We start from the raw sequence: 26,308 nt of genomic DNA on the forward strand, positions 1-26,308 counted from the left end.
CATGCTGTCTTTTATAAGTGCGTTTTATAAGGGGGGCGTTTCAATACGCCTTTTAACAGCCTTGTTACTGCTTTTTAGTTTGGGTTTGGCTAAAGATTTAGAGATCCAATCTTTTGTGGCTAAATACCTTTCTAAAAATCAAAAAATACAAGCCTTACAAGAGCAAATTGACGCTTTAAGTTCTCAAGAAAAAGCCGTTAGCAAGTGGGATAACCCTATTTTGTATTTAGGCTATAACAACGCTAACGTGAGCGATTTTTTCAGGCTAGATAGCACCTTAATGCAAAACATGAGCTTGGGTTTATCTCAAAAAGTGGATTTAAATGGTAAAAAACTCACGCAATCTCAAATGATCAATTTAGAAAAACAAAAAAAGATATTAGAGCTTAAAAAAACCAAGCAGCAATTGGTGATTAATTTAATGATAAATGGCATTGAAAATTATAAAAACCAACAAGAAATAGAGCTTTTAAACACAGCGATTAAAAATTTAGAAAATACCCTCTATCAAGCCAACCATTCCAGTTCGCCCAATTTAATAGCAATCGCTAAATTAGAAATTTTAAAATCGCAATTAGAAATCAAAAAAAACAATTTAGAAGAAGCGCTCTCTAGCAGCCATTATTCTATGGGTGAATTGACTTTTAAGGAAGATGAGATTTTAAGCATCGCCCCTAAAAATTTTGAATTTAATAAGGAGCAAGAGCTATATAACATTAGCGCCACTAATTACGATATTGCGATCGCCAGGCTTGATGAAGAAAAAGCGCAAAAAGACATCACTTTGGCTAAAAAAAGCTTTTTAGAAGACGTGAATGTTACCGGGGTGTATTATTTCCGCTCCAAACAATACTATAACTACGACATGTTTAGCGTCGCTTTGTCCATCCCCTTACCCCTTTATGGCAAGCAAGCCAAATTAGTGGAACAAAAGAAAAAAGAAAGCTTGGCGTTTAAAAGCGAAGTGGAAAATACCAAAAACAAAACGCGCCACCTGGCCCTAAAACTCCTTAAAAAATTAGAAACCTTGCAAAAAAACCTAGAATCGATCAATAAAATTGTAAAACAGAATGAAAAAATCGCGCAAATTTATGCGCTTGATTTGAAATCTAATGGCGATTATAACGCTTATTACAACGCTTTTAATGACAAAATCACTATGCAAATCACCCAGCTTGAAACCTTGAGTGCTCTAAATAGCGCTTATTTGTCCTTACAAAACCTCAAAGGATTAGAATGAAACGGCTTTTATTGTTCGCCTTGATTTTATTTTTTAGCCCCTTATTCGCTAACGCTCAAAAAACTCAAGAAATTAAAGAAACTAAAGAAGCTAAAAGCCAAACCCGTTTTAATATTTCCACCACTAAGGTCATAGAAAAAGAATTCGCCCAGAGCCGGCGCTATTACGCGCTTTTAGAGCCTAATGAAGCGCTGATTTTTTCTCAAACCCTGCGTTTTGATGGCTATGTGGAAAAGCTTTATGCGAATAAAACCTATACCCCCATTAAAAAGGGCGACAGGTTGTTGAGCGTGTATTCCCCTGAATTAGCGGGCGTTCAAAGCGAATTGCTATCGTCATTGAAATTCAACCAGCAAGTGGGAGCGATTAAAGAAAAATTAAAACTATTGGGGCTAGAAAACTTTAGCATTGAAAAAATCATCAGCAGCCATAAAGTCCAAAATGAAATCACTATTTACTCTCGTTTCAACGGCGTTATTTTTAAAAAAAGCCCGGATCTCAATGAGGGGAGTTTCATTAAAAAAGGGCAAGAGTTGTTTCAAATCATAGATTTAAGCCGATTGTGGGTGCTTGTTAAAGTCAATCAAGAGGATTTAGAGTTTTTAAAAAACACGCATCAAGCGATTTTGTTCGTAGAAGGGGTTAAAGGCAAGCAAGCAATCACGCTTGAAAACATCAACCCCATCATAAACCCGCAAGATAAAATGCTAGAAGTGCGCTTCAATGTGCCTAACGCCCAACAGCTTTATTACCCTAACATGTTCGCTCAAGTAGAAATCTTTCAAAAACCCCAAAAAATGAAGATTTTGCCTAAAGAAGCGGTTTTGATTAAAGGGGGGAAAGCTATCGTGTTTAAAAAAGATGATTTTGGCTTAAGCCCGTTAGAAATTAAAGCCGTTCGCTTGAGCGATGGGAGCTATGAAATTTTAGAGGGTTTAGAGGCGGGCGAAGAAGTCGCTAATAACGCTTTATTCGTGCTAGACGCTGACGCTCAAAACAATGGGGATTATTGAATGATAGAAAAAATCATTGATTTAAGCGTTAAAAACAAACTCCTTACCACTTTAGTCACTCTACTCATTTTTTTAGCCTCTTTGTGGGCGATAAAAAGCGTTCGTTTAGACGCTTTGCCGGATTTAAGCCCCGCTCAAGTGGTCGTGCAAATCACTTACCCCAATCAAAGCCCTAAAATCGTGCAAGAGCAGGTTACTTACCCATTAGTTTCTACTTTCATGAGCATCGCTAACATTGACACGGTTAGGGGGATTTCTAGCTATGAAAGCGGCTTGATTTACATCATTTTTAAAGACGGCGTCAATTTGTATTGGGCTAGAGACAGGGTTTTAGAGCAATTAAACCGAGTGAATAATCTACCCAAGGACGCTAAAGTGGAAATAGGGAGCGATTCCACTTCTATTGGCTGGGCGTATCAATACGCCCTATCTAGCGACAGCAAGAATTTAAGCGATCTGAAAGTCTTACAAGATTTTTATTACCGCTACGCGCTTTTAGGGGTTGATGGGGTGAGTGAGGTTGCAAGCGTGGGGGGCTTTGTGAAAGATTATGAAGTAACGCTTCAAAACGATTCTTTGATCCGTTATAACTTGAGTTTGGAACAAGTCGCTAACGCGATTAAAAATTCCAATAACGATACCGGTGGGGGGGTTATTTTGGAAAACGGGTTTGAAAAAATCATAAGATCGCATGGCTATATCCAATCTTTGAAGGATTTAGAAGAAATTGTCATTAAAAAAGAAGGGGCTATCCCTTTAAAAATCAAAGATATAGCCAGCGTTAGGCTAACGCCAAAACCACGCAGAGGAGCGGCTAATCTCAATGGCGATAAGGAAGTGGTGGGGGGGATTGTTATGGTGCGCTATCACGCTGACACTTATAAGGTGCTTAAAGCCATTAAAGAAAAAATCGCCACCTTACAAGCGAGTAACCCTGATGTGAAAATCACCAGCGTGTATGACAGGAGCGAATTGATTGAAAAAGGCATTGACAATTTGATCCACACGCTCATAGAAGAAAGCGTTATTGTGCTAGTCATTATTGCGATTTTCTTACTGCATTTCAGGAGCGCTTTAGTGGTGATTGTCACTCTGCCTTTAAGCGTGTGCATCAGTTTCTTGCTCATGCGTTATTTCAATATTGAAGCGAGCATCATGAGTTTAGGGGGCATTGCGATCGCTATAGGGGCGATGGTGGATGCGGCTATTGTGATGGTGGAGAACGCTCACAAGCATCTGCAACACATTGATACGAAAGACAACACTCAAAGGGTTAATGCCATCATGCAAGGGGTTAAGCATGTGGGGGGCGCGATATTTTTTGCTTTGATGATCATTGTGGTTTCTTTCTTGCCTATTTTTGCGCTCACCGGCCAAGAAGAAAAGCTTTTTGCCCCTTTAGCTTACACCAAAACCTTTGCCATGCTAGTAGGAGCGCTGCTTTCTATCACCATGGTCCCTATTTTAATGGTATGGCTCATTAAAGGGCGGATTTTAGAAGAATCTAAAAACCCCATTAACGCTTTTTTCATGAAAATTTATGGTGTGAGTTTGGATTTTGTACTTAAGTTCAGATACGCTTTTTTAATAGCAAGCGTCCTAGGTTTAGGGGGGTTGTATCTAGCGTATAAAAAACTCAACTGGGAATTTATCCCCCAAATCAATGAAGGGGTAATCATGTATATGCCTGTAACCATTAATGGCGTGGGTATTGATACCGCTTTAGAATATTTGAAAAAAAGTAATAGCGCTATCAAGCAACTGGATTTTGTCAAACAGGTTTTTGGTAAAGTGGGGCGCGCTAACACCAGCACCGATGCCGCCGGTTTAGGAATGATAGAAACCTACATTGAATTAAAGCCAAAAAACGAATGGAAAGAAAAGCTCAGCTATAAAGAAGTTAGGGACAAATTGGAAAAAACCCTGCAATTAAAAGGCCTAACCAATTCATGGACTTACCCCATTCGTGGCAGAACGGACATGCTCTTAACCGGCATTAGAACGCCCCTAGGCATCAAGCTCTATGGTAACGATACGGACAAATTACAAGAATTAGCGATCCTTATGGAGCAACAGCTCAAAACCCTAAAAGAAAGCTTGTCCGTCTTTGCCGAGCGATCCAATAACGGCTACTACATCACGCTGGATTTGAACGATGAAAATCTAGCTCGTTACGGCATCAACAAAAACGCCGTGCTAGATGCGATCAAATTCGCTCTGGGCGGAGCCACGCTCACTACCATGATTAAAGGCGTAGAAAGTTACCCTATTTCTTTACGATTAGAAGACACCGAAAGAAACACCATTGAAAAATTAAAAAACCTCTACATCAAAACCGCTTACAATTACATGCCCTTAAGGGAGTTAGCCCATGTGTATTACGACAACTCGCCGGCGGTGTTAAAAAGCGAAAAGGGCTTGAACGTGAATTTTATCTATATCGTGCCGCAAAATGGTATCAGCTCTGACACTTACAGGCAACTGGCTCAAAAAACGCTAGAAAAAATCCAGTTGCCTAGCGGGTATTATTATGAATTCAGCGGCGAAAGCCAGTATTTAGAAGAGGCGTTTAAAACCTTACAATACATCGTGCCGGTGAGCGTGTTTATCATTTTTATTTTAATTGTCTTTGCGTTAAAGAATTTCACTAATTCCTTGCTATGCTTTTTCACTCTGCCTTTTGCGTTTTTGGGAGGGTTAATTTTTATGAATATCATGGGCTTTAACATGAGCGTGGCGGCGTTAGTGGGTTTTTTAGCCCTTTTAGGGGTAGCGAGCGAAACGGCTATTGTGATGATTATTTATTTAGAAGACGCGTTTCAAAAATTCATCAAAACCCCCCTAAAAGAGCAGACGACTACCGCCTTAAAAGAAGCTATCATGCATGGGGCGGTGCTTAGGGTAAGGCCCAAGCTGATGACCTTTTTTAGCATTTTAGCTTCACTCATTCCTATCATGTATAGCCATGGCACCGGTAGTGAGATCATGAAATCCATCGCCGCACCCATGCTAGGGGGCATGATAAGCAGCGTTGTTTTAACGCTTTTTATTATCCCTACGGCGTATTTTGTGATTAAAAACGCTAGAGTTAGGAAACATGAATATTAAAAAAAGCCTTTTCTAACGCATGGCTTTGGACTAAAACCATATAAAGAATGGTAGGGAGCGTGATGCTTAAAACAAACACCTTAAAAATGCGGTGCAAAAGGATAACGGACAAAAAAGCGGTGATTTCATTGATCCCATAAGGGGGTTTTAAAATGTGAATGTCTTTAAAACAATAGATCACGAGCATGCCTATCACTGAGCATGATAAAGCCCTACCCAAATAACGCACAAAGTCATTGGGCGGGTTTTTAGAATTAAACACCATAAAAGGCCAAATGCGCGTGAAATAAGTCGTTAATATGATGACTAAAAGAATGAGTATAGAATGCATTAACATTCTAACTGCTTTCTAAACAAAATGAGGGCAAGCACCATTAAAACCAAAGCGATGAGCAAAAAGTATTCAGTCCCAAAGAGCGCTAAACAAACAACCGCAATAATGATCCCAAGCCATGCGTTTTTGTGGTTTGTGTTTCGTTTGTATTGCTCCATGAACAGCACGATAAAAATCGCTGTCATCACAAATTCCATGCCTTGAGTGTCAAAAGAAAAATGCGAACCCACTAACGAACCCACTAACGAGCCAAAAATCCAATAAGAGTGGTTGAGTAAGGAAATGCTAAAAATAAAGTCTTTTTCACTCACCCCCTCTTTAGGAGCGTATAAATTCAATAGAGCAAAGGTTTCATCCGTGAGCGCATGCGCTAAATAGGGCAAACGCCATTGGGTGTTTTTGAATCGATCTAGCATGGAAAGCGCATAACAAGTCTGCCTCGCATTCACTAACAAGCTCACAATAACGACATTCATCAAACTCGCTTGCGCGCTTAAAAGCGTGATCGCTACAAACTGCACCGCCCCAGCATAAATGAATAACGACATGAACAAGGCGACCTTATAATCATAGCCATGCTGGACTAAAAGCATTCCAAAAGTCATTCCCATAAGCAAATACCCTAAAAAGATAGAAATGGTATGAGGGAAAGCGTCTTTGAAAGCTTTTAGAAACTCGCGCACCAATAACCTTTTATTTGAACCAGTCTTTAATTTTAGAAACGCAAGTTTCCAAAACGCTTTTATGCGGTTCGCCTTCATAGCCAAAACTCGCATGCAATTTTTCCAATAACCCCTGCTGCTCTTTATTCAAACTTTTTGGATAAATCACTTGCAACACCACGATCAAACTCCCCCTATAAGAGCTTTCGGGGTGCTTCACGCCCTCGTTTCTAAACGCAAAAGTTTGCCTGTCTTTGGCGTTTCTAGGGATTTTTAATTCCAATTCGCCTCCTCTTAAAGACGGCACTTTAATCGTATGCCCTAAAGCGATAGTGGTGAAAAACACCGGCGCTTCAATGAACAAATCACAGCCTTCGCGCTTGAAATGCTCATCTTCTTTGACTCGCGCTTCTAAATACAAATCCCCTCTTTTCCCCTTCTCGTATTCATTGCCCTTATTTTTAAGCACCATGCGGTTTTGATCATCAATGCCCTCAGGGATTATCGCATCAATTTCTTCATCTTTAAGAATATAGGTTTTACCCTTACACGCTTGGCATGGGGTTTTAATGATCTTACCCTTGCCTTGACACGCCCCGCAAGTTTGCGCAAAACTCATAAAACCTTGACGCATGAACACCTGCCCCTGCCCACTGCATTGCTTGCAAGTCTCTAGGGCTTTGTCTTTAGCACCCGTGCCATCGCAACTTTCACAAACACTCTGGTATTGGACCTTAATGGTTTTTTTACAGCCAAAAACCGCTTCTTTGAAACTCAATTCAAGGGTTTGCAAATAATCCGGTGCGATAGAGCTTTTTTGCCTTTTACTCCCCCTAGCGCTAAACCCAAAAGCGTCTTCAAAAAACGAGCCTAAATCTTCAAAAAAATCAGAAAAATCGCTCTGGCTTGCGCCGGCTTGGTTTAAGCCTTTTTTACCATACCTGTCGTATAAAGCCCGCTTCTTTTCATCGCCTAGCACCCCATAGGCTTCATTGATGAGCTTGAATTTTTCTTCGGCTTCTTTATCGCCGGCGTTTCGGTCCGGGTGGTATTTTAAGGCCAGCTTTCTGTAAGACTTTTTAATGGTCTCTTGGTTGCTGTGTTTTTCCACTTCTAAAATTTCATAATAACTCAATTCCACGATCGCTCCAAAAATGGCATCAAAACGCTTATTTTATCTTAAAAGCGATAATTTTGCGTGTTTTTGCGCATGCCAAAACTTAGATAAAATAACACGATGAAACTATAGTAATAAAGATAACCTTATGAGATTTTTTTGCTTCTTTTTATTTTTTCTAACCTTTTCAAACGCGCAGATAATGATGACTTTTGATTCCCAAACTAACGCCAAGCTCTCGCGCTCCAACGAACAGCTTTCTGACATGCTTTACAAACTCAATGAAAGTTTAAGAATCTATCAAAACGTGCTTTCCAACAACCAGGATCAACTTAAAGAAATCAAAAAGGCTAACAGCACCCTAACTAGCCAGAGGCGTTTTTTTAACGCCAGCCAGATCCGCCTTATGGACACTGATGCACTATTGAAACAAAGCGCTTTGGAATTAGAAAAATTACAAGCTTTAGAAAAACGCTTAAAAGAAAGCATGGAGCAAGAACGCTTAATCAAAGAATCCCAAACGCTTTTCTTGCAAGAACATTGCCCTTATTTGAGCGGCGTTAAGAATTTAGAAGAGGCGTCAAACGCTTTAGAAGTCCAAGAAAAAAACAACGCCCTTTTCTTACTCAAAGAGCCTAAACTCGCCCAATTGCTCTCACGATTGGATTTGATGAGCACTTTAAACGCCTTATGCGATCAGGTTTTAGAAAATGAAATACAGGATCAACAATCCCGTAACAAAACCCTAGAATACAACGCCCTTATGAACCATGATTTTCAAGCCTATAAAGCCATGCGTTTGAAAAAATTTAAAAACAAGCTTCAAAGCCAAATCCAAGCTAAAGAAGACGCCCTAAAAACCTTTTTACCCCTAGAAAAACGCCTAGAAACTTTGAAAACGCATTTTTTATGCGATAAAGAAAATCTAAAATCATGCGCTAAAGAATTGCGCCAACGCTACCAAAATGCCCTGATAGAGCGAGATAAGGAATTAAAAAACGCTAAAAACAACAAAGAAAAGCATGCTCTAATCCTAGCCAATTACGAACACACTTTAAAAACCTTGAATATAGAATTTTTAAGCGAATTGAGTGAGCAAATGGCGTTTTTGAATGAAACCATGGCGTTAAACGCCCGAGTTTTAGCCCTTTTAGCCAAACAGCATGCCAAAACGCCAAAGCCTTCCAATTTGAATGGCGATTTGAGCGATAAAAAGGCTTCCATTAAAAATATCCGCCTAGATCCGCATGGATTCCCTAGCTTTGAAAATTTTAAGCGAGAGTAAGACAATATTTGACAAGCAAAAACAATTAGAGTAAAATAAGAGCATAACTTCTAGGAAGGATCTCTTTTATTAGGAGATCCCACGACCCTTGTGAACCCATAGAATACAAGCGCGAACCCTAGATATTTTTATCCGTTCCTTTTTTCAACACTGACATGTTGAAAGGAGCGGAGCTTTCCTTATATTACTTAGGATTTAAGAATGTCAAAAAAAGTAGCTATACTTGTGGATGGAGACTTTTTTATAAGATGCTACAAATCTCATCTTAAAAAGCAGTCTAGTGACAAGTATGAAGGTCTTAACCCAAAAAAATTAGCACGCCATGCTCATACTTATTGCCTAAAGCATATCCCTAAAGCATATCAATAAAAAGAATGATGAAGAACTATACCGCATATTTTTTTACGATTGCAAGCCATTAAAGAAAAAGGCTCATTATCCACACACTCAAAAAGCTCTAGATCTATCCAAAAGCCCAACCTATAAAGAAAGGGAAGAGTTACACGAACACTTAATTTCCAAACCTTGCTTGGCGTTAAGGTTGGGGTATCTTGACGAGAAAAATGCCAGATGGATCATTCGTGACCAAGAAAAAGAAAAGAAACTTTTTAACAGGAGAATAAGTATAGAGGAATTTCAAAATGATGATTTTATCTATCACGCAAAGCAAAAGGGCGTTGATATAAAGATAGGACTTGATATAGCCACTTTAGCGTTGAAAAAATTAGTGCAAAAAATCGTTTTAATTTCTGGTGATAGCGATTTTGTCCCTGCTGCAAAACTTGCTCGAGTTGAAGGTATCATTTTCACTCTTGATCCTATGGGAAATCATATTAGAGAGGATCTAAAAGAACATATTGATTATTTGACCACTAGGTTGCCACAATTTAAACAACAATAATAACGCCTATTCGATAAAACATTAAGAGACTGCCAAAAGGCGTATCTCTTAGTTCTTTAGTTTTTAAACAATCACGCCCCCGCCAAGCAAGATGTCATCTTGATAAACGACTAAGGCTTGCCCTTTAGCCACGCCATAAAAAGGCTCTTCAAACTCCACTTCAATCATCTCATCTTTCAAGCTGACAAACGCTTTAGCAGGCACACTCCTGTAACGAGCCTTGATGAAGTATTCGCCATTTTTAAAATCTTTCATTAAAGACTTGTTTTTAGCCTTAAGCGAATGCGTGGCTAAATCTTCTTTTTTGCCCACAATCAACTCGTTCTTTTTAGCGTCAATCCCCACCACAAAATGCGGCTCTAACGCACCTTTAACACTAAAGCCTTTGCGTTTGCCAATCGTGTATTGCATATAGCCCTTATGCGTGCCAATGACTTCGCCTTGTAGGTTTTTCACCACGCCCTCTTTTTCCACTTCAACATGCTTTTTTAAAGTGTCAATGTAGCTTTTTTCCACAAAGCAGATTTCTTGAGATTCCTTATAAGTCTCTAAAGTGCCTAAAAAAGGCATCGCATTCAAGGCTAAAGGCTTAATATCCTTTTTTAGCAAATCCCCTAAAGGGAACACCAATTTAGCGATAACTTCATGCTCTAAAGCGTATAAAAAATAGCTCTGATCTTTAGTTTTATCCAAAGCTTCTTGAATATAACTTATCTTGTCAATTTCTTTGACTCTCGCATAATGCCCGGTAGCGATCTTTTCACACCCTAATTTTAAAGCGTGATCTAAAGCTAGCCCAAACTTCATTAAAGGGTTGCACAACGCGCATGGGTTAGGGGTTTGCCCTTCTTCATAGGCGCTGATAAATTCATCATAAACCGCGCTTTTGAAATCCTTTTGAAAATCCAACACCTCTAAAGGAATGCCTAAAAACTCGCACGCTTTTTGAGCGTTTTTAATGTATAAATCATGCTTTTTTTCACTCGCATGGAGCTTTAAATAAATCCCCACTAATTCATGCCCTTGCTCTTTTAAGCTATAAGCGCTATAAGAGCTATCCACCCCCCCACTGAGTAATACCGCTATTTTCATTTTTAATCTTTCATTATGAGTTATGGCTCGTAGTCTAGCACAAAAACCATTCATAACCACCTTTTTTTAACCATTGGCATGCTAAAATACCTAAAGATTTTTTAAAATCGCATCAAAACGCACGGAGAAAATAAGGGTAATGGCCAAAATTGAATTGTTAGCCAAATTCACGCAAGTCGCGCTCCCTAACAGCCACCCTTTATTGAAAAAAGTTTTAAACTACGCTAAAAAGCATTTCAGCCAGTGCCACATGCTCTCTTCATCGTTACTCATTTTAAACGACACGGAATGCTTCAAAAAAAACTACTTGCTTAATTGGGTCTATCATGCCCTTGAATGCGCGCATGAAAAAGATATTAGCCAATATTCATTAGAAGAGATTTTACAAAAAAGCCACTTGCCCATACGCATCAAAATCATAGCTCAAAACACGCTTTTAGAAAAAATAGAAGTGAAAGTTTTAACCTTTGGGGCAGAATACGCGCTTTTTATCACCAAACACCCTATCGCCAAGCGGTTTTTACGCCAAAAATTCAGCGGCTGTGTGTTTTTGGAAACCCAAGATGAATTGCATATAAGAGGCGACTCAGAGCGTTTTTGGGAACTCATTGTAACGCTCAATGAAAATAGAATCGTCCATAACGCATGCTTAGATTTCATCTACCCTAATGGCTTTGGCAAGGACAGCTACACCACTATGGCTGAGCGCAAATTAAGAGAATGCTATAAAGCGTTAGGTTTCATCAAGCATGAAAATTTCAGCGAAGTCAAAAAGCGCTATTTAGAATTGGCTAAAACCTACCACCCTGATTTATGCGATCTTAAAGAAAAAAAGGCTCTTTATGCCAAACGTTTTGCGATCATTCAAGAGGCGTATCGCCACATTAAAAAACACGCCTAAACCCCCAAGCTAGCCCTAATCGTGCTAGAAGAAATCGGCGCGTCAATGCCTTTTAAAGGGAAATAACGCCCCTTAAATTGGATTTCTTCATAGCCAATCCTTTCAAAAACCACTAATTCCACCCTTTTTAAAAGCTCTTTAGCGTTAGTCCAAGAAGAAAGATGCCTCAAGCAATCCGCTCCTATGACTAAATAAAGCGTTTGGGGGCTGTAGAGTTTTTGGAAATGAAGAACGCTTTCTATCGTAGGCACGGCCCTTTCTTGCTTGATTTCAAAATCGCTCAATAGCACCCTATCCATTCTCTTTAAAGCTCTTTCTAATTCCTTAAAACGGGTTTGCGCATCCAAAAAACATGGCTTTTTGAAAGGGTTTTGATAAGCGGGCAAGACAATGAGCTGAGCAAAGGGCAATAATTCTAAAGTTTGATCAATAATGGCTAAATGAGCCTTGTGTAAGGGATCAAAACTCCCTCCATAGAGCGCTAATTCTTTATATTGTAAGACGCTATTCATTGCATTCAAAGCTAGACGCCTTAGTCAATTTAGCGAATTTAACCCCCCTAAGCCCCCCAATTTCCAATTGCAAGCGTTGGATTTCAAGCGAATTGCCTTGTAAAATAATCGTTTCTAAACAATTATGCGCATCCATATGAATGTGCGTGGTGCATAAAACATGCGTCCCGCTGTCATGCTGAATGTCTATCATGCGCTGGTTTAATTCCCTTTGGTGGTGATCATAAATCACCACAAGCACGGCGATTTTGCTCTCATCATTAGGGTTATCTTCTGCCCAATTGTCTTCTACTAATTTTTCTCTGATCATGTCGCGCACTAATTCTGAACGAGAAGAATAGCCGTTTTTAATGATGCGGTTGTCTAATTCGTCTAATAAATTTTGTTGCAAAGAAACCGAAAAGCGGATGATTGAATCGTCTTTATTGGGTGCATCCATTGAGAAAAGTCCTTTTTTGGCATGAGTTTATTAAAAGTCGCTCATGCTAGTATGATTGAATTAATTTAAAATGAACCATTATAATACAAACTGGATTTAAATGGTTGGCCATAAGAGCGTTTGAATTTGATTGTAATTATTAGCTTAATCATTATTGACTTGTTATTATTAAAACAATATAATCAACAATCCAATGTTCCTTTATCATTTTTAGAGGATTATGCGAATTGGTGTTTCTTAGAGCGTTACCCTAGAACGGCTTGCTTTAGTTTTAGGGGAGTTATTTGATTATAGACAAAAGGAGTTTTTATGGGCGGTTTTTCAGTGGGAATGTTGAAAGATTATGTGGACATATTTGTTTTTGCGGTGCTTGGCGTGGCCAGTTTTTTAGCCTTGTGGTTTGCGATTGAAAGGGTTATTTTTTATTCTAAAGTCGATTTGAAGGCTTATGATGATATAGACGCCCTAAATTTGGATTTAACCAAGAACTTGACCATTCTCTATGTGATTTTTTCTAACGCGCCTTACGTGGGCTTATTAGGAACAGTTTTAGGGATCATGGTGATTTTCTATGACATGGGCGTGAGCGGCGGGATGGACGCTAAAACGATCATGGTAGGTTTGTCTTTGGCTTTAAAAGCGACCGCTCTAGGGCTTGCTGTGGCGATCCCTACTTTGATCGCTTATAATAGCTTGTTGAGAAAATCCGATGTTTTGAGTGAAAAATTTAGGATCATGAAAAAATGAAAAGCATCAGAAGAGGCGATGGGCTGAATGTTGTCCCTTTCATTGATATTATGCTCGTTTTGTTGGCGATTGTGTTAAGCGTTTCTACTTTTATTGCACAAGGTAAGATTAAAGTCAGTCTCCCTAACGCTAAAAATGCGGAAAAAACGCAGTCAAACGATCAAAAAGTGGTGGTCATCTCCGTAGATGAGCATGACAATATTTTCGTAGATGACAAACCGACGAATTTAGAAGCTTTGAGTGCTGTAGTCAAACAAACAGACCCTAAAACCCTTATAGATTTAAAAAGCGACAAAAGCTCTCGTTTTGAAACTTTTATCAGCATTATGGATATTTTAAAAGAGCATAATCATGAAAATTTCTCCATCTCCACAGAAACTAAGTAAAGTCTCAACGAGTGTCAGCTTTTTAATTTCTTTTGCCCTATACGCTATAGGGTTTGGCTATTTTTTACTGCACGAAGACGCCCCAGAGCCTTTAGCGCAAGCCGGGACCACTAAGGTTACCATGAGTTTAGCCAGCATTAACACCAATTCTAAAGTGAAGACGAATGCCGAATCCGCTAAACCCAAAGAAGAGCCTAAAGAAGAACCCAAAAAAGAAGAACCCAAGAAAGAGGTAACAAAGCCTAAGCCAAAACCCAAGCCTGAGCCAAAACCTAAACCTAAACCTAAACCTAAACCTGAACCAAAACCTAAGCCTGAGCCAAAGCCAAAACCTAAACCTGAGCCAAAACCCGAGCCTAAAGTTGAAGAACCTAAGAAAGAAGAGCCTAAAGAAGAACCCAAAAAAGAAGAAGCTAAAGAGGAAGCTAAAGAAAAAAGTGCCCCTAAACAAGTAACGACTAAAGATATAGTCAAAGAAAAAGACAAGCAAGAAGAGTCTAACAAAACCTCTGAGGGTGCAACTTCTGAAGCTCAAGCTTATAACCCAGGGGTGAGCAACGAATTTTTAATGAAGATCCAAACCGCTATTTCTTCTAAGAACCGCTACCCTAAAATGGCGCAGATTAGGGGCATTGAGGGCGAAGTGTTAGTGAGCTTTACAATCAATGCTGATGGGAGCACTACAGACATTAAAGTAGTCAAAAGCAACACGACTGATATTTTAAACCATGCAGCTTTAGAAGCCATTAAAAGCGCGGCGCATCTATTCCCTAAACCAGAAGAAACCGTGCATCTAAAAATCCCTATCGCTTATAGCTTGAAAGAAGACTGATTAGTCTTTCTTTTAAGGGCGGTTTTTAAGCCTTAAAAGTTAGGCCAAAACCCCTATTTTTCGCAATTTACAAAAAAAAAAAAAACAAAATCTCTAAAATTCAGAGCTAAAATTAGCCATAAAATTCCATTTATTGCTTATAATATGAAGTTTCTTTGTATCAAAGAAAAATCTATTAAAAGGAGAAAACATGAAAATCAAAAAATCTCTCTTACTCTCTCTTTCTCTCATGGCTTCATTATCAAGGGCTGAAGATGACGGATTTTATATGAGTGTGGGCTATCAGATCGGTGAAGCGGTCCAACAAGTGAAAAACACAGGAGCATTGCAAAATCTTGCAGACCGATACGATAACTTGAGCAACCTTTTAAACCAATACAATTACTTAAATTCCTTAGTCAATCTAGCCAGCACACCGAGCGCGATCACCGGCGCGATTGATAATTTAAGCTCAAGCGCGATCAACCTCACTAGCGCCACCACCACTTCCCCTGCCTATCAAGCTGTGGCTTTAGCGCTCAACGCCGCTGTGGGCATGTGGCAAGTCATAGCCCTTTTTATTGGCTTCAGGCTGCGCGTTTGTGAAAGAAACTTTAAACTCTTTGGAGCAACACACCGCTTATTATGGCAATCAGGTCAATCAGGATAGGGCTTTATCTCAAACCATTTTGAATTTTAAAGAAGCCCTTAACACCCTGAATAAAGACTCAAAAGCGATTAATAGCGGTATCTCTCACTTGCCTAACGCCAAATCTCTTCAAAACATGACGCATGCCTCTCAAAACCCTAATTCCCCAGAAGGTTTGCTCACTTATTCTTTGGATATCAACAAATACAACCAACTCCAAACCACCGCGCAAGAATTGGGCAAAAACCCCTTTAGGCGTATCGGCGTGATTGACTATCAAAACAATAACGGCGCGATGAATGGGATCGGCGTGCAAGCGGGTTACAAACAATTCTTTGGCAAAAAAAGGAATTGGGGGTTAAGGTATTATGGTTTCTTTGATTACAACCATGCGTTCATCAAATCCAATTTCTTCAACTCGGCTTCTGACGTGTGGACTTATGGGGTGGGCATGGACGCTCTTTATAACTTCATCAACGATAAAAACACCAACTTTTTAGGCAAAAATAACAAACTCTCCGTGGGACTTTTTGGTGGCTTTGCGTTAGCCGGGACTTCGTGGCTTAATTCCCAACAAGTGAATTTGACCATGATGAATGGCATTTATAACGCTAATGTCAGCGCTTCTAACTTCCAATTTTTGTTTGACTTAGGCTTGAGAATGAACCTCGCTAGGCCTAAGAAAAAAGACAGCGATCATGCCGCTCAGCATGGCATTGAATTGGGCGTGAAAATCCCCACCATTAACACGGATTATTACTCTTTCATGGGGGCTGAACTCAAATACAGAAGGCTCTATAGCGTGTATCTCAATTATGTGTTCGCTTACTAGGTGGCACAAACCCTCCTTTTAAGGGGGCTTCATTGCGAAATGCCCCTATGCACTTATGAGTTTTGATTAAAATTTAGTTGTTCATAAAAGCATGAAAGCCTTTTAAAAAAACGCTTTTTAATTTTTTTTCATTTTCTTTTCTATGAAAATGTTCAAGCATTCTATGAGCAAAGCAAAACCAATGCCCGCATACAAATAGTTTTTATTGATGTGCAAATGCAAGCCTTCTAAAAACAAGATCACGCCCACAACGAGCAAAAACACAAAGGCTAAAGTTTTGACGCGATAATGCTTTTCAATAAAATCGCCAACGATTTTGGAAAAAAACATCATCACGATTACAGATAAAACGATAGCAAGCGCCATGACTTCTAAGTGTTTAGCGATCCCAATAGCCGTGATCACGGAGTCTAAAGAAAAAACAATGTCTAAAAACATGATTTCTATTAAGGTGATGAAAAAGCCAAACGCTTTTTCTTGGCGTTTTTCTTTAGGGTAAATCTGCTCTTTTAGTTCCACTAACGCTTTAAAAGCCAAAAACGCCCCCCCTAAAAGCAGCACCACATCACGCCATGAAAAGCTCATGCCCGCTATAACGAATAAAGGTTTTTGCAAATGGCTGATGAAAAACAAACTCCCTAAAAGCCCTATACGAGCGATCATAGCCAGACCCAAGCCTAAAATCATGGCCTTATTTTGCTGGTGTTTGGGGAGTTTATAAACCATCACCGTGATAAAAATGATGTTATCAATCCCTAAAACGATCTCTAAAAGCGTGAGCGTAGCCAAGGAGATTACGCCATGCGGTGTAGAAAGAGCGTCTAAGAGCGAAGATAAAAATTCCATGAAAGGCTACAACCAGCCTTTCTTTTTAAAATAGAGCACAGGCAAAATCGTAGAGATCGCCATGACAATCAGCGCGAAAAGATACCCGTATTGCCATTCTAACTCCGGCATGAATTTAAAATTCATGCCATAAATCGTGCCAATCAATGTGGGGGGCATCATCGCCATAGTCGCCACAGTGAAGAGTTTGATGATTTTATTTTGCTCCACATTGACTTGAGAAGCGAACAGGTTTTGAATGTTATCAAGGGAGTTGAGATTGACCGTCGTAGACTCCACTAACGAGCTGAAATCGGTTAAAATGATATTTAAATTATTTTTAGTATCGCTATCCACTTTATTGCTCCTTAATAAAGCGGTGATGATGCGCCGTTTGTCAAAAAAGGAATCCCTTAAAGCCACATTAAATTCTTGCAAATTGGACAAGCGCACTAAAATATCATCATGCGTAGAAGTTTCTTTGAAAATGATGTTTTTACGCAACAGGCTTGTTTGTTTGTTGATCCACTCCAAACATTCTACCCCTTTTTCAAAATACACTTCAAAGATTTTGGTTAGAATATCAAACCCGTCTTCAAATTTTTTAGGGCTAGCCAAAACCTTTTTTTGGATAGAATCAAAGATTTCTAAAGTCCCATAATAGATCGTGAAAAGAATGTTATTGGACAAAATAAAGGTCGCCATTTCCGTGTGGAAAGTCTCATTTTCATCCTGGTTGGTGAAAAAAGCATTAATCGTAACGCTGGAGCTGTCTTCCCAATATTTGGTTACTGATGAGACTCGTTGGGAATGATCCGTGTTGTAGTGGATGGCGTATTCTTGGCTTAGAGTGGCTAATTCATTGGGCGTGGGGTTGATGAGCTCAAACCATAAAACCTCATTTTCTTCTATATCAAAGCCATTAAAATCATTAAAGCGTTTTTTAATGACAAATTTTTGCTGTTTGAAAAACACATTCACCATAAGCGATCCTTAGAGTTAATGGCGTTTGTCCAAAACCTCAAAACAAGGTAAAATTTTGCCCTCTAATAATTCCAAACTCGCTCCCCCACCGGTAGAAATAAAGCTCATGTTATCCTTTTCGCCCGCACGGTTGATCGCATCAATGGTATCGCCCCCGCCAATGAGCGAGAAAGCGTAAGTGTCAGCGATCTTGTGGGCTAAAAAGGTTGTGCCTCTGGCAAATTCTTGTTTTTCATGCACGCCTAAGGGGCCATTCCATATGATCGTGGGCGCGCTCTCTATGACTTCAGAAAATAATTTCACGCTCGCAGGCCCTATATCAGCGATCTTGTGTTTAGGCTCAATGTCTTGGACGGGTGAAATTTTGATGTGTTTGGAGTTAAGAATATCATCAGTGGTTACAGCGTCTATGGGTAAATAGACTTTGACTTTTTTTTCTTTCGCGCTTTTTAACAACTCTAGGGCGTCATTGATTAGGGCGTCTTCTACAGAAGAATCTTGCACATCATAGCCTAAGGCTTTTAAGAAGGTGTTGCTCATCGCCCCGGCAATGATGAGCTTGTCAATGAGATCTAAAATGTTTTTTAATAAAGTGAGTTTGGAGCTGACCTTAGCCCCCCCCACAATCAACAATAAAGGGCGTAAAGGGTGGTTAAACGCTTGATAAAACGAATCAATTTCTTTTTTGAGTAAAAACCCGCTCACTTTAATAGGGGCGAATTTAGCGGTGCCATAAGTGCTGGCATGCTTTCTGTGGCTCGTGCCAAAAGCGTCATTCACAAACACATCGCACAAGCCCGCTAAATCCTTAGCCAGATTTTCATCATTTTCTTCTTCACCTTTTAAAAAGCGGATGTTTTCTAAAAGAAAAATCCTTGTGGGCGCGTTTTCGTTTAAGGCTTGCTTGAGTTGCGCGATATTTTGAGAAAAAACCACTTCATGGTTTAAGAGTCTTTCAAGGCGTTTCAAAAAGGGCTTTAAGCTCAATTTTTCTTCAACCCCTTTAGGGCGACCCAAATGGCTCACTAAAATAATATCTTTAGCCTTATTGTCAATACAAAATTGGATGGTAGGCAAGCTCTCTCTGATGCGCGTGTCATCAGTGATATTCAAATTTTCATCTAAAGGCACGTTAAAATCCACTCTAATAAGCACCCTTTTATGATTGACATCCACCTCTTGAATGTTTTTAACGTTTTGCATAAACGACATTTTAGCTAACATGAAAATCCTTTCTTTTAATTTTGTGCTATATATTGCGCCATGTCTATCAAGCGCTCGCTATAACCCATTTCATTATCATACCATGCCAATACTTTAGCATTTTTTTCGCCTATCGTCATGATCTGATCATCAATCACGATCGCGCTAAAAGGCGAAGAAATAAAATCGCTTGAAACGAGCCTTTCTTCATCAACGCTCACAATCCCTTTAAAGGCATGCTTGCAAGCGTCTTTAAGCGCATGATGAACGCTTGCTTTACTCACAACTTTTTTAAAATTTAAAGACAGATCCACCAAGCTCACATTAGGGGTAGGCACTCTAATCGCAAGGCCTGTAATCTTAGGGCCTAAATGCGGTAAGACTAGCGAAATGGCTTTGCTCACGCCGGTGCTTGTGGGGATAAGGTTTAAACTAGCCGCTCTAGCACGGCGGATGTCCTTGTGCTTGGTGTCTAAAAGGTTTTGATCGTTAGTGTAGCTGTGGATGGTGGTTAAAAGCGCGTTTTCTACTTTAAAGGCTTCATCTAAGATTTTGAGTAAAGGAGCGGTAGCGTTAGTCGTGCAAGAGGCGTTAGAAATCACGCTTTCGTTATGGTAATTAGTGTGATTCACCCCATAGACAAATGTGGGGGCGTTTTGCGCGGGAGCGGAGATGATGACTTTTTTCACGCTGTTTTTAAGATGAGCGCTTGAAGCTTCTAGGGAATTGAATTTCCCCGTGCATTCTATGATGATTTCTGCGTTAGCGGCAGAAAAATCAAGCTTGTTAATGTCTCGCTCGCTCAACACTAAAATATTTTTACTATGCCCGATATTTAGGGTTCTATTGGCGTTTAATTTGGCTTCAAAATGCCCATGCACGCTATCATGGCGTATCAAATGCAAAAGAGTTTCTAATTCAGCGGTGGAATTGATGGCTACGATTTCTACATCTTTTCTTTGACTGGCGACTCTTATAGTGCACAAACCGATGCGCCCAGTCCCATTGATAGCGATTTTAATTGGCATGTTTTCCCTTTATTTAAAAATTAGCATTTTATCACAAATGCTTTTAAATCAAGGCATTCTTAAGGGGTTCTAGTCTCATTAAGCATCAATCACAAACTGAAATCAAAATCCTTATGATAAACCTCTCTATAAGCTTTTTGAACGCTTGTAAAAACCCCACTCCCTAAAAACCCCCTAGATAATGGGCTGGGGTGAGGGGCTGTGATGATGATGTGTTTGTTTTTAGGGATTAGCGCGATCTTTTTTTGGGCGACTTTCCCTAATAACACCACGATTAAAGGGGAGATCGTTTCAAAAAGACGCATCAGTATCCTATCGCTAAAAGCTTCCCAGCCAATATATTTGTGTGAAGCGGCTTGGTTTTTTTCCACGCTTAAAATGGCGTTCAATAACAGCATGCCCCTTTTAGCCCATGCGTTCAAATCCCCACAACAAGGCACAGGCACGCCTAAATTCGCATGCAATTCTTTAAAAATATTTTTTAAGCTTGGGGGGATGGGGGCGTTTTTTTCCACGCTAAAGCTTAAGCCCATCGCCACCGGCAATTCTTGTTCATTTTCTAGGTAGGTGGAATGGTAGGGGTCTTGCCCTAAAAGGATGATTTTAACCGCGCTAGGAGGCGTTAGATTGAGCGCATAAAACAGATTAGAGCTTTTGGGGAAAATGGTTTTAGGGCTTTTTAGGGCTTCTAGGTAGCGTTTTTCTATTTCTAAGAAATAAGGCTTTTTAAATTCGCTTTGCAAAAACTCCCGCCAAGCCAAACTCAAAGGAGCGTAGTCAAAAAGCTTCATGCGTTTAGTTCGTGGTAGTGTTTTAAATACTCTTTTTGCATGCGTTCTTGTAATTCTTCATACCAGGTAGGCGAGCTAAAATCAGGCGTATAGCTTTCTAGCATGACTAAGCGGGTGCGTGCTTTATAGGCTTCTAGGGGCTTGGAATTAAAGATTTTAATGGAATTGATTAACACCATGGGCTGGATTTTGAGCTGGAATTTTTCAGCGATGATTTTAGCCCCTTGCTTGAAGGGGAGGAATTTTTCTCCTCCTTTGCCTCTAGTGCCTTCAGGGAAAATCACTAAGGGGCGGTTTTGATCCAGTTTTTCTTTACACGCTTTCAAAAGGCTCACAATCCCCTTTTTATCCTCTCTGTCAATTAAGATCATTCCGGTATCGGTTAAGGCATGCCCATAAAAGGGGATTTCACCCAGCTCTTTTTTAGCGATCCAGCAAATATTACTGGGGTGGTAGGCTTCTAAATAAATGATGTCTAATAGGCTTTGGTGGTTTAAGACAATGAGTTTAGCGTCCGTATCAAAAGCGCCTATTTTTTCTAAATGAACCCCGGTGAGAGAAAAAAAGCACGAACAAGCCCTACGGCTGGAGCGGGCGTTATTGTTTTTGCGGTTAAAATAATTGAAAACAATGATAACAGCTAGTCCGATAGCGATCACTAAAGCCCTATAAATCGCTCTTAAACTATTTGACTTCATCTTTTTTGACCCATCCTATTTGTTCATGCGGCGTTAGGATTTTATAATAATCATCATGCGAGCCTAAGATTTTAATCGGCATTTCATTTTTAGAAAGCCCTAAAATGGTGGAATTTTGCGTGGGCAGAATGCGGATTTTTTTATGAGCGAGCAAAATGGCTGATTTTTGCGTGAATAAAAGGTGGTACAAAACAAACCCTAAGCACAAAATCCCAAGCCCTAAAAAAATGAGTTTGCGCCCAAAAATGAAAAACAACGCCAAGAAAAACACGCACAAAGCGAGCAGCGCCACATTAGAAAAGACTAAAAAATTGTTTTTAGGGATGAGATCGCTTTGGATACCAGTAGTGTCTTGAGTGGGAATGGCTGAAAAAGATAAGGTCTTAAATTGCTTATTTGAAAGCGAGAAATAATCAAAAGAAAGGTTTTGAATAGTCTTAGGCAACACGCAATAATAAAAAACGCTCCCTTCTTTAGCCTTGATCTGGTTTAAAGAGGCGTTATCAAACCCTTGTTTGATCGCTTCTTTGATGTGAAAATCTTCCCAAGTGGCTTCTTTGAACGCTATTTCCATCACCAAAATATTGTTTTTATCGTCATAATCTTTGGTTTTGTATTGCAAGACTTGTAAATCTTTAGCCATGACATTCGCGTAACGAGGGTTTTTGGACAGATCCGTTACCTGCAAAGCAACTTTTGGGGCTATGGAATGATCGATGTATTTGTCTTTATTGGAAAACGCGCTCACTTCTAAGGACGGAATACTCGCTTTCATGCCCTTAATCTTGTAATAATAAGTCGCTCTGAAAAGCTCTTTTTCCACCTTTTTCCATTTAGGCATCTTATTTAAAAGCTCAATTTGGGTTTTATCCCACCCGTCTTTGATTTTGGCTTCCAAAAACTCAGCGTCAAACAGCAATAAATCATAAGTTACGCCTATAATTTGACCGATATAAACCGGGGTGTTTTCCAAATCTTCTAATTGGGGGATTTTCACATAAGCCACTTTAGCCTTGATCTCTTCTGGCTCATGAGCGTCCTCAGCAACCAAAAAAGCCGCCAAAAAGCTTAAAATCAAACTGATGATTCTAAGGATTTTGATTGAGTGGGCGCAAAAACTCATTAACGATTTTTCAAATAAAAACCCCATGAGTTTTTATTTCTTCTTAGGCGCTTTTTCGTCCATTTTCTCATCAACGATAGACCAGGTTTTCAAGCTGTCAATAGCGGTTTTCAGTTGAATGTCATCGTTGATCATTTTAGGAGTAACCTCTTTTTCCTCTTCGCTTTTCTTGTCTTTATCCGCCTCTTTGGAATTAGGGGTTTTATCATCAATCTTTTTAAGCTCTTGCTCTAAATGGTGTTTTAGATCCGCTTCTTTCAAGCTGAATTTATTCTCATTGTCTGGCGCTTTACCCGGATAAATCACAATATCAGGCGTGATCCCCTTAGCTTGAATGGTGCGCCCGCTCGGTAAATAGTAGCGTGCGGTTGTGATTTTAATGGCTTCGTCTTTATTGACAGGGAGCAGCATCTGCACGCTTCCCTTACCAAAGGTTTTTTCACCGATAATCACGGCCCGTTTGTGATCTTGCAGTGCCCCTGCGACGATCTCGCTCGCGCTCGCTGAACCGCCATTGACTAACACCGCAATAGGCAAATTGGTATAAGGGGCTCTGCCGTTAGCCTTGTATTCTAAATTTTCTTCTTTGTTTTTGCCTTTTTGAGAGACTAAAACCCCCTCTTTAATGAATAAGTTAGACAAGCCCACCGCCTGGTTTAACAACCCTCCAGGATTGCCTCTTAAATCCAACACGATCCCTTTAGCCTTAGGGTTAGCTTTTAAGCCTTCTAAAACCGATTTGGTAACATTCTTGTCAAAACCACTCACTCTCACATATAGATAAGGGGTTTCTTTAATCTTTTTCACATAGACAGAGGGGATCTTGATAATATCCCTAACGATATTAAACACCAAGGGTTTTGGCTCATTTTTCCTAACAACAGTGATCTGAATAGAGGTTTTTGGCTTGCCGCGCATGAGATTAACCGCATCATCAATGCTCATGCTCAGCGTGCTTTCGTTATTGATTTTTAAAATGCTATCGCCTGATTTAACCCCAGCCTTGTAAGCTGGAGTGCCTTCTAAAGGCGCAATAACGGTCAAAACGCCATCGCGCATGCCCACCGTGATCCCAAGCCCCCCAAATTCGCCCTCGGTTTGGGCTTGAAATTCCTTAAACTTCTTTTCATTCAAATACGCTGAATGCGCGTCCAAATTAGAGAGCAAGCCTTCAATCGCTTTAGTCATGATCTCAGAAATACTGATTTTATCCACATACTTTTTTTCAATTTCTGTAACCACATTAGAGAAACGACTGAACGCTTCCACCCTTTTAGCCGCTAATTCTTGCGGATCTTCTTTAACCGGCTTGACCGGCTTTTTTTCCTTAACTTCACCACCATGCAAACTCACAGCAAGAGAAATCGCTAACAACCCTTTAAAAAGTCGTTTTGTCATTGTTAATAGCACCACCCATTTTTGAGATTAGAAAGAATCACCCTTAAGGTTTTATTCAATTTTTGCGTTTATTCTATCTAAAATTTAGATAACATGCCCATTCATTCACTCATTTTGAGCCTAAACAACAAAAACGCGTAACTCCCCGATCCGTTCACATGCAAATCGCAAAGCATGCCCGTTACAAAAACATTAGAAATGGGGCTTACTTTAGAGCCTCTATCGCAAAGACAATAACTTTTCTTCTAACTTTGACGCTAATTGCTGATAGATCGTTTTATTCTGTTGTCTAAAATACTCCATTAATATTTTTAAAACTTTTTGTTCTGGGAATAAAATTAACACAAGATTAAAAATTCCATCATTATCCAAAAGCTTCCTATAAACGCTTGGCACTAAATCTTTGATTTCTTTAAAGCTCTCTAAAGGATTTTCATCAAGATTCAAACTGGGTAAATCGGGTAAAATTTCACGCCATCGCGCTAAATGGTTTAAAACCTCATCCCAAACTTGTGGGATATTAAGATTTTCAAACAACTCCTTACCATAACACAAATTCAAAGGCACGCCATAATCAACAGATAATTTTTGCAATTCTTCTTTATAATAATTTTGATTTTTATTCAAACCCTCATCTATAAAGTAAAAATAGCCTTGAATGTTTTCGCCATAATGATGGATTAAAGCCTCTAATTTCCTTTCAAAGTTGTCTATTTGCCCTCTCTTTTTGGCGCTGTCATGGTCATCTCGCATTTTTTGTTCTATAAAATAATAGGTGTTATCTTTTTTAACCAACTGATCTAATTCTAAAGATTCCCTTTTTTCTTTATCCTTATTGTAATAAGGAATTTTTTTAGATAAAGGTGAAAAGTTATGCTCTTTTAAATATTGTTCTATTAAGCATTCAAACGCATCGCCAAACTTAATCTCATGGGAAGTCAATAAATTTTGTAATAATTTTGTTTTAGGCTTAGTGGGTCTAAAAATCCCCAGATAGCGTTCAGGATTTTCGGCAATATTTTCAAGTAATTTTGCTTTAGATGTTCCAAAAACAAAACGATTAAAAATCTCGTTAAAGGTTTGATAGTCCATTAAGAGTCCCTTTGGCAGATATAACGCAATTCATCTAGCAATAAAAATTGATTTTGGTAATACGCATAAAAAAATTTCCAACCATTATGGTTGGTTTTATTCAAATATTTAGCGCTCATTTTATGAATAGAAGTTTCATAATTTTCATTATCCCTCACTTGTCCGTTTTCTAAAACTTGACAAATTTTTTCTTTGTTAGATGAGTATAAAAAATCCCCGATTTTTAATAATTGTTTAGAAATTAAAAGACTCATAGGGATTTTTGGGGGTTTAGTTTCTAAATCTAAATTAGTGATAAAATCGCTTTTATCCCTAGTGTTATTAAGGCGTTTTGCCGCTTCTTTGATATAAAAAGAATCTTTTTCAATGCCAATAAAATACCTGTTCATGGATTTAGCCACAGCCCCTGTTGTGCCTGTGCCAAAAAAGGGATCTAAAATAATGTCTTTAGGTTTGGTCGCGCTTAAAATGATTTTTTTTAAGAGCGCTTCTGGTTTTTGCGTGGAATGCACTTTTTTACCTTGCGCGTCTTTTAGTCTTTCGTTACCAATGCAAATAGGGATTTGCCAAACCGATTTTTCTTGTTTGTCGTTATTGAGGTACTTCATTGTTTTATAATTAAAGGTAACTTTGCTGTTTTTGTGTTTAGCGCACCAAATAAGCGTTTCATGGGCGTTGCATAGTCTCTTGCCAGCAAAATTAGGCACCGGATTGCTCTTGTGCCAAATAATGTCATTGAGTATCCAAAACCCTAAATTTTGTAAATGAAAACCAATTCTAAAAATATTTTGGAAACTCCCTATCACACAAATACTGCCATTATCTTTTAAAATCCTTTGGCATTCTTTTAACCAATCCAAACAAAAGGCATCGTATTCTTTAAAAGAGCCAAATTTATCCCAATGATCCTCAACGCCTTGAAATTTTGTGCCTTCAAAACGCTTCAATTCCCCCTCTGTTTGCATAAAATAAGGGGGGTCAGCAAAGATAAAATCAACGCTTTTATTAGGAAAGTCTTTCAATTTTTCTAAACAATCCCCCTCTATGATAGTGTTTAAGTTTTCTTTTAAAAAATCCATGATTAACTAACCTTTTATATCTGCAACTCTAGCCATTTTAACACAAGCGTTTTAAGGC

Annotated in this window: 24 protein-coding genes and 2 pseudogenes; 10 read left to right on the plus strand and 16 right to left on the minus strand. The window is 39.2% G+C overall.

Translation table 11 applies throughout. From position 1 onward, the window contains the following. Nucleotide 1 precedes the first annotated feature (1 nt). The 3 genes from crdB to EXS92_RS04575 are packed head-to-tail and all read left to right on the plus strand — an operon-like array spanning nucleotide 2 to nucleotide 5,361. On the plus strand, nucleotides 2–1,240 hold the full coding sequence (gene crdB, locus EXS92_RS04565) for a copper resistance outer membrane protein CrdB (protein ID WP_165515703.1): 1,239 nt from the start codon (nucleotides 2–4) through the stop codon (nucleotides 1,238–1,240). Further along, nucleotides 1,237–2,253, plus strand: coding sequence for an efflux RND transporter periplasmic adaptor subunit (locus EXS92_RS04570; RefSeq protein WP_165515704.1), 1,017 nt, complete (start codon nucleotides 1,237–1,239; stop codon nucleotides 2,251–2,253). Before crdB ends, EXS92_RS04570 begins: the two co-directional genes overlap by 4 nt. Beyond that, a complete protein-coding gene (locus EXS92_RS04575) occupies nucleotides 2,254–5,361 on the plus strand; it encodes an efflux RND transporter permease subunit (RefSeq protein WP_165515705.1) in 3,108 nt (1,035 codons plus the stop codon). Here the strand turns inward: EXS92_RS04575 and EXS92_RS04580 are convergent. The 3 genes from EXS92_RS04580 to dnaJ are packed head-to-tail and all read right to left on the minus strand — an operon-like array spanning nucleotide 5,342 to nucleotide 7,498. After that, nucleotides 5,342–5,698, minus strand: a complete 357-nt coding sequence (locus EXS92_RS04580; protein ID WP_165515706.1) for a branched-chain amino acid transporter permease — start codon at nucleotides 5,696–5,698, stop codon at nucleotides 5,342–5,344. The genes EXS92_RS04575 and EXS92_RS04580 overlap by 20 nt on opposite strands. Then, nucleotides 5,692–6,378: an azaleucine resistance protein AzlC gene (gene azlC / locus EXS92_RS04585; RefSeq protein ID WP_120853241.1), complete on the minus strand. Its 687-nt coding sequence runs from the start codon at nucleotides 6,376–6,378 to the stop codon at nucleotides 5,692–5,694. The genes EXS92_RS04580 and azlC overlap by 7 nt, the downstream gene beginning before the upstream one ends. Before the next feature lie 10 nt (nucleotides 6,379–6,388). Next, nucleotides 6,389–7,498 carry a molecular chaperone DnaJ gene (gene dnaJ, locus EXS92_RS04590; protein WP_165515707.1) on the minus strand — a complete coding sequence of 370 codons (1,110 nt, stop codon included), beginning with the start codon at nucleotides 7,496–7,498 and terminating at the stop codon, nucleotides 6,389–6,391. A gap of 181 nt (nucleotides 7,499–7,679) precedes the next feature. On the opposite strand from dnaJ, the gene EXS92_RS04595 reads away from it, so the two are divergent. Together EXS92_RS04595 and EXS92_RS04600 are read left to right on the plus strand one after the other, a co-directional pair. Next, nucleotides 7,680–8,759: a hypothetical protein gene (locus tag EXS92_RS04595; RefSeq protein WP_242673983.1), complete on the plus strand. Its 1,080-nt coding sequence runs from the start codon at nucleotides 7,680–7,682 to the stop codon at nucleotides 8,757–8,759. Nucleotides 8,760–8,960: 201 nt separating this feature from the next. Continuing rightward, nucleotides 8,961–9,660 (plus strand): annotated as a pseudogene (locus EXS92_RS04600) (NYN domain-containing protein). A gap of 63 nt (nucleotides 9,661–9,723) precedes the next feature. Here EXS92_RS04600 and mnmA read toward each other — a convergent pair. Further along, complete coding sequence (mnmA, locus tag EXS92_RS04605) at nucleotides 9,724–10,752, minus strand: tRNA 2-thiouridine(34) synthase MnmA (RefSeq protein ID WP_165515709.1); 1,029 nt, start codon at nucleotides 10,750–10,752, stop codon at nucleotides 9,724–9,726. 139 nt (nucleotides 10,753–10,891) lie between these two features. Here mnmA and EXS92_RS04610 point away from each other — a divergent pair, with 139 nt between their 5' ends. Then, nucleotides 10,892–11,653: a J domain-containing protein gene (locus EXS92_RS04610; protein ID WP_165515710.1), complete on the plus strand. Its 762-nt coding sequence runs from the start codon at nucleotides 10,892–10,894 to the stop codon at nucleotides 11,651–11,653. Here the strand turns inward: EXS92_RS04610 and nadD are convergent. Both nadD and nikR read right to left on the minus strand, forming a co-directional pair. After that, nucleotides 11,650–12,165 (minus strand): nicotinate (nicotinamide) nucleotide adenylyltransferase, encoded by a 516-nt coding sequence (nadD, locus tag EXS92_RS04615; protein ID WP_165515754.1) that lies wholly within the window; start codon nucleotides 12,163–12,165, stop codon nucleotides 11,650–11,652. The genes EXS92_RS04610 and nadD overlap by 4 nt on opposite strands. Next, nucleotides 12,158–12,604, minus strand: a complete 447-nt coding sequence (gene nikR, locus EXS92_RS04620) for a nickel-responsive transcriptional regulator NikR (protein WP_165515711.1) — start codon at nucleotides 12,602–12,604, stop codon at nucleotides 12,158–12,160. The genes nadD and nikR overlap by 8 nt, the downstream gene beginning before the upstream one ends. A gap of 309 nt (nucleotides 12,605–12,913) precedes the next feature. Here nikR and exbB point away from each other — a divergent pair, with 309 nt between their 5' ends. The 4 genes and pseudogenes from exbB (at nucleotide 12,914) to EXS92_RS04640 (ending at nucleotide 16,029) form a co-directional block, all read left to right on the plus strand. Further along, nucleotides 12,914–13,351: a TonB-system energizer ExbB gene (gene exbB, locus EXS92_RS04625; protein WP_001862479.1), complete on the plus strand. Its 438-nt coding sequence runs from the start codon at nucleotides 12,914–12,916 to the stop codon at nucleotides 13,349–13,351. Next, nucleotides 13,348–13,737, plus strand: a complete 390-nt coding sequence (gene exbD, locus EXS92_RS04630; protein ID WP_108400803.1) for a TonB system transport protein ExbD — start codon at nucleotides 13,348–13,350, stop codon at nucleotides 13,735–13,737. Before exbB ends, exbD begins: the two co-directional genes overlap by 4 nt. After that, nucleotides 13,703–14,569, plus strand: coding sequence for an energy transducer TonB family protein (locus EXS92_RS04635; RefSeq protein ID WP_165515712.1), 867 nt, complete (start codon nucleotides 13,703–13,705; stop codon nucleotides 14,567–14,569). Before exbD ends, EXS92_RS04635 begins: the two co-directional genes overlap by 35 nt. Nucleotides 14,570–14,759: 190 nt before the next feature. After that, nucleotides 14,760–16,029: pseudogene (locus EXS92_RS04640) on the plus strand (outer membrane protein). A gap of 117 nt (nucleotides 16,030–16,146) precedes the next feature. Here the strand turns inward: EXS92_RS04640 and EXS92_RS04645 are convergent. The 10 genes from EXS92_RS04645 to EXS92_RS04690 form a co-directional block, all read right to left on the minus strand. Beyond that, entirely contained in the window at nucleotides 16,147–16,875 is a 729-nt protein-coding gene (locus EXS92_RS04645; RefSeq protein WP_165515713.1) for a TerC family protein, read from the minus strand. A 6-nt stretch (nucleotides 16,876–16,881) separates the two neighbouring features. Continuing rightward, nucleotides 16,882–17,838: a magnesium/cobalt transporter CorA gene (corA, locus tag EXS92_RS04650; protein WP_000248511.1), complete on the minus strand. Its 957-nt coding sequence runs from the start codon at nucleotides 17,836–17,838 to the stop codon at nucleotides 16,882–16,884. A gap of 15 nt (nucleotides 17,839–17,853) precedes the next feature. After that, nucleotides 17,854–19,062, minus strand: coding sequence for a phosphoglycerate kinase (locus EXS92_RS04655; protein WP_165515714.1), 1,209 nt, complete (start codon nucleotides 19,060–19,062; stop codon nucleotides 17,854–17,856). Nucleotides 19,063–19,076: 14 nt separating this feature from the next. Further along, nucleotides 19,077–20,069 carry a type I glyceraldehyde-3-phosphate dehydrogenase gene (gap, locus tag EXS92_RS04660; RefSeq protein WP_165515715.1) on the minus strand — a complete coding sequence of 331 codons (993 nt, stop codon included), beginning with the start codon at nucleotides 20,067–20,069 and terminating at the stop codon, nucleotides 19,077–19,079. Between the two features lie 89 nt (nucleotides 20,070–20,158). Continuing rightward, nucleotides 20,159–20,860, minus strand: a complete 702-nt coding sequence (gene ung, locus EXS92_RS04665; RefSeq protein WP_165515716.1) for a uracil-DNA glycosylase — start codon at nucleotides 20,858–20,860, stop codon at nucleotides 20,159–20,161. Next, the gene (locus tag EXS92_RS04670; RefSeq protein WP_001978381.1) at nucleotides 20,857–21,558 is read right to left on the minus strand and encodes a 1-acyl-sn-glycerol-3-phosphate acyltransferase; all 702 of its coding nucleotides are present in this window, start codon (nucleotides 21,556–21,558) and stop codon (nucleotides 20,857–20,859) included. Before EXS92_RS04670 ends, ung begins: the two co-directional genes overlap by 4 nt. Continuing rightward, a complete protein-coding gene (locus EXS92_RS04675; RefSeq protein WP_165515717.1) occupies nucleotides 21,545–22,708 on the minus strand; it encodes an SH3 domain-containing protein in 1,164 nt (387 codons plus the stop codon). Before EXS92_RS04675 ends, EXS92_RS04670 begins: the two co-directional genes overlap by 14 nt. A gap of 6 nt (nucleotides 22,709–22,714) precedes the next feature. After that, nucleotides 22,715–24,079, minus strand: coding sequence for a S41 family peptidase (locus tag EXS92_RS04680; RefSeq protein WP_165515718.1), 1,365 nt, complete (start codon nucleotides 24,077–24,079; stop codon nucleotides 22,715–22,717). A 219-nt stretch (nucleotides 24,080–24,298) separates the two neighbouring features. Further along, the gene (locus EXS92_RS04685) at nucleotides 24,299–25,171 is read right to left on the minus strand and encodes an HpyAIV family type II restriction enzyme (protein ID WP_165515719.1); all 873 of its coding nucleotides are present in this window, start codon (nucleotides 25,169–25,171) and stop codon (nucleotides 24,299–24,301) included. Next, nucleotides 25,171–26,250 carry a DNA-methyltransferase gene (locus EXS92_RS04690; RefSeq protein ID WP_165515720.1) on the minus strand — a complete coding sequence of 360 codons (1,080 nt, stop codon included), beginning with the start codon at nucleotides 26,248–26,250 and terminating at the stop codon, nucleotides 25,171–25,173. Before EXS92_RS04690 ends, EXS92_RS04685 begins: the two co-directional genes overlap by 1 nt. Between the last annotated feature and the right edge of the window lie 58 nt (nucleotides 26,251–26,308).

Source organism: Helicobacter pylori, from assembly GCF_011175115.1.
GTDB classification, from domain to species: domain Bacteria; phylum Campylobacterota; class Campylobacteria; order Campylobacterales; family Helicobacteraceae; genus Helicobacter; species Helicobacter pylori_DF.

Excerpts from the sequence above, each read along its gene's own strand:
- EXS92_RS04575 (WP_165515705.1), top strand. The coding sequence starts at position 2,254 with ATGATAGAAAAAATCATTGATTTAAGCGTTAAAAACAAACTCCTTACC.
- EXS92_RS04680 (WP_165515718.1), bottom strand. The coding sequence starts at position 24,079 with ATGACAAAACGACTTTTTAAAGGGTTGTTAGCGATTTCTCTTGCTGTG.
- exbB (WP_001862479.1), top strand. The coding sequence starts at position 12,914 with ATGGGCGGTTTTTCAGTGGGAATGTTGAAAGATTATGTGGACATATTT.
- EXS92_RS04595 (WP_242673983.1), top strand. The coding sequence starts at position 7,680 with ATGACTTTTGATTCCCAAACTAACGCCAAGCTCTCGCGCTCCAACGAA.
- gap (WP_165515715.1), bottom strand. The coding sequence starts at position 20,069 with ATGCCAATTAAAATCGCTATCAATGGGACTGGGCGCATCGGTTTGTGC.
- EXS92_RS04580 (WP_165515706.1), bottom strand. The coding sequence starts at position 5,698 with ATGTTAATGCATTCTATACTCATTCTTTTAGTCATCATATTAACGACT.
- corA (WP_000248511.1), bottom strand. The coding sequence starts at position 17,838 with ATGGTGAATGTGTTTTTCAAACAGCAAAAATTTGTCATTAAAAAACGC.
- exbD (WP_108400803.1), top strand. The coding sequence starts at position 13,348 with ATGAAAAGCATCAGAAGAGGCGATGGGCTGAATGTTGTCCCTTTCATT.
- EXS92_RS04670 (WP_001978381.1), bottom strand. The coding sequence starts at position 21,558 with ATGAAGTCAAATAGTTTAAGAGCGATTTATAGGGCTTTAGTGATCGCT.
- EXS92_RS04610 (WP_165515710.1), top strand. The coding sequence starts at position 10,892 with ATGGCCAAAATTGAATTGTTAGCCAAATTCACGCAAGTCGCGCTCCCT.
- EXS92_RS04675 (WP_165515717.1), bottom strand. The coding sequence starts at position 22,708 with ATGGGGTTTTTATTTGAAAAATCGTTAATGAGTTTTTGCGCCCACTCA.
- crdB (WP_165515703.1), top strand. The coding sequence starts at position 2 with ATGCTGTCTTTTATAAGTGCGTTTTATAAGGGGGGCGTTTCAATACGC.
- EXS92_RS04685 (WP_165515719.1), bottom strand. The coding sequence starts at position 25,171 with ATGGACTATCAAACCTTTAACGAGATTTTTAATCGTTTTGTTTTTGGA.
- nikR (WP_165515711.1), bottom strand. The coding sequence starts at position 12,604 with ATGGATGCACCCAATAAAGACGATTCAATCATCCGCTTTTCGGTTTCT.
- EXS92_RS04655 (WP_165515714.1), bottom strand. The coding sequence starts at position 19,062 with ATGTTAGCTAAAATGTCGTTTATGCAAAACGTTAAAAACATTCAAGAG.
- EXS92_RS04645 (WP_165515713.1), bottom strand. The coding sequence starts at position 16,875 with ATGGAATTTTTATCTTCGCTCTTAGACGCTCTTTCTACACCGCATGGC.
- EXS92_RS04570 (WP_165515704.1), top strand. The coding sequence starts at position 1,237 with ATGAAACGGCTTTTATTGTTCGCCTTGATTTTATTTTTTAGCCCCTTA.
- ung (WP_165515716.1), bottom strand. The coding sequence starts at position 20,860 with ATGAAGCTTTTTGACTACGCTCCTTTGAGTTTGGCTTGGCGGGAGTTT.
- EXS92_RS04635 (WP_165515712.1), top strand. The coding sequence starts at position 13,703 with ATGAAAATTTCTCCATCTCCACAGAAACTAAGTAAAGTCTCAACGAGT.
- mnmA (WP_165515709.1), bottom strand. The coding sequence starts at position 10,752 with ATGAAAATAGCGGTATTACTCAGTGGGGGGGTGGATAGCTCTTATAGC.
- EXS92_RS04690 (WP_165515720.1), bottom strand. The coding sequence starts at position 26,250 with ATGGATTTTTTAAAAGAAAACTTAAACACTATCATAGAGGGGGATTGT.
- nadD (WP_165515754.1), bottom strand. The coding sequence starts at position 12,165 with ATGAATAGCGTCTTACAATATAAAGAATTAGCGCTCTATGGAGGGAGT.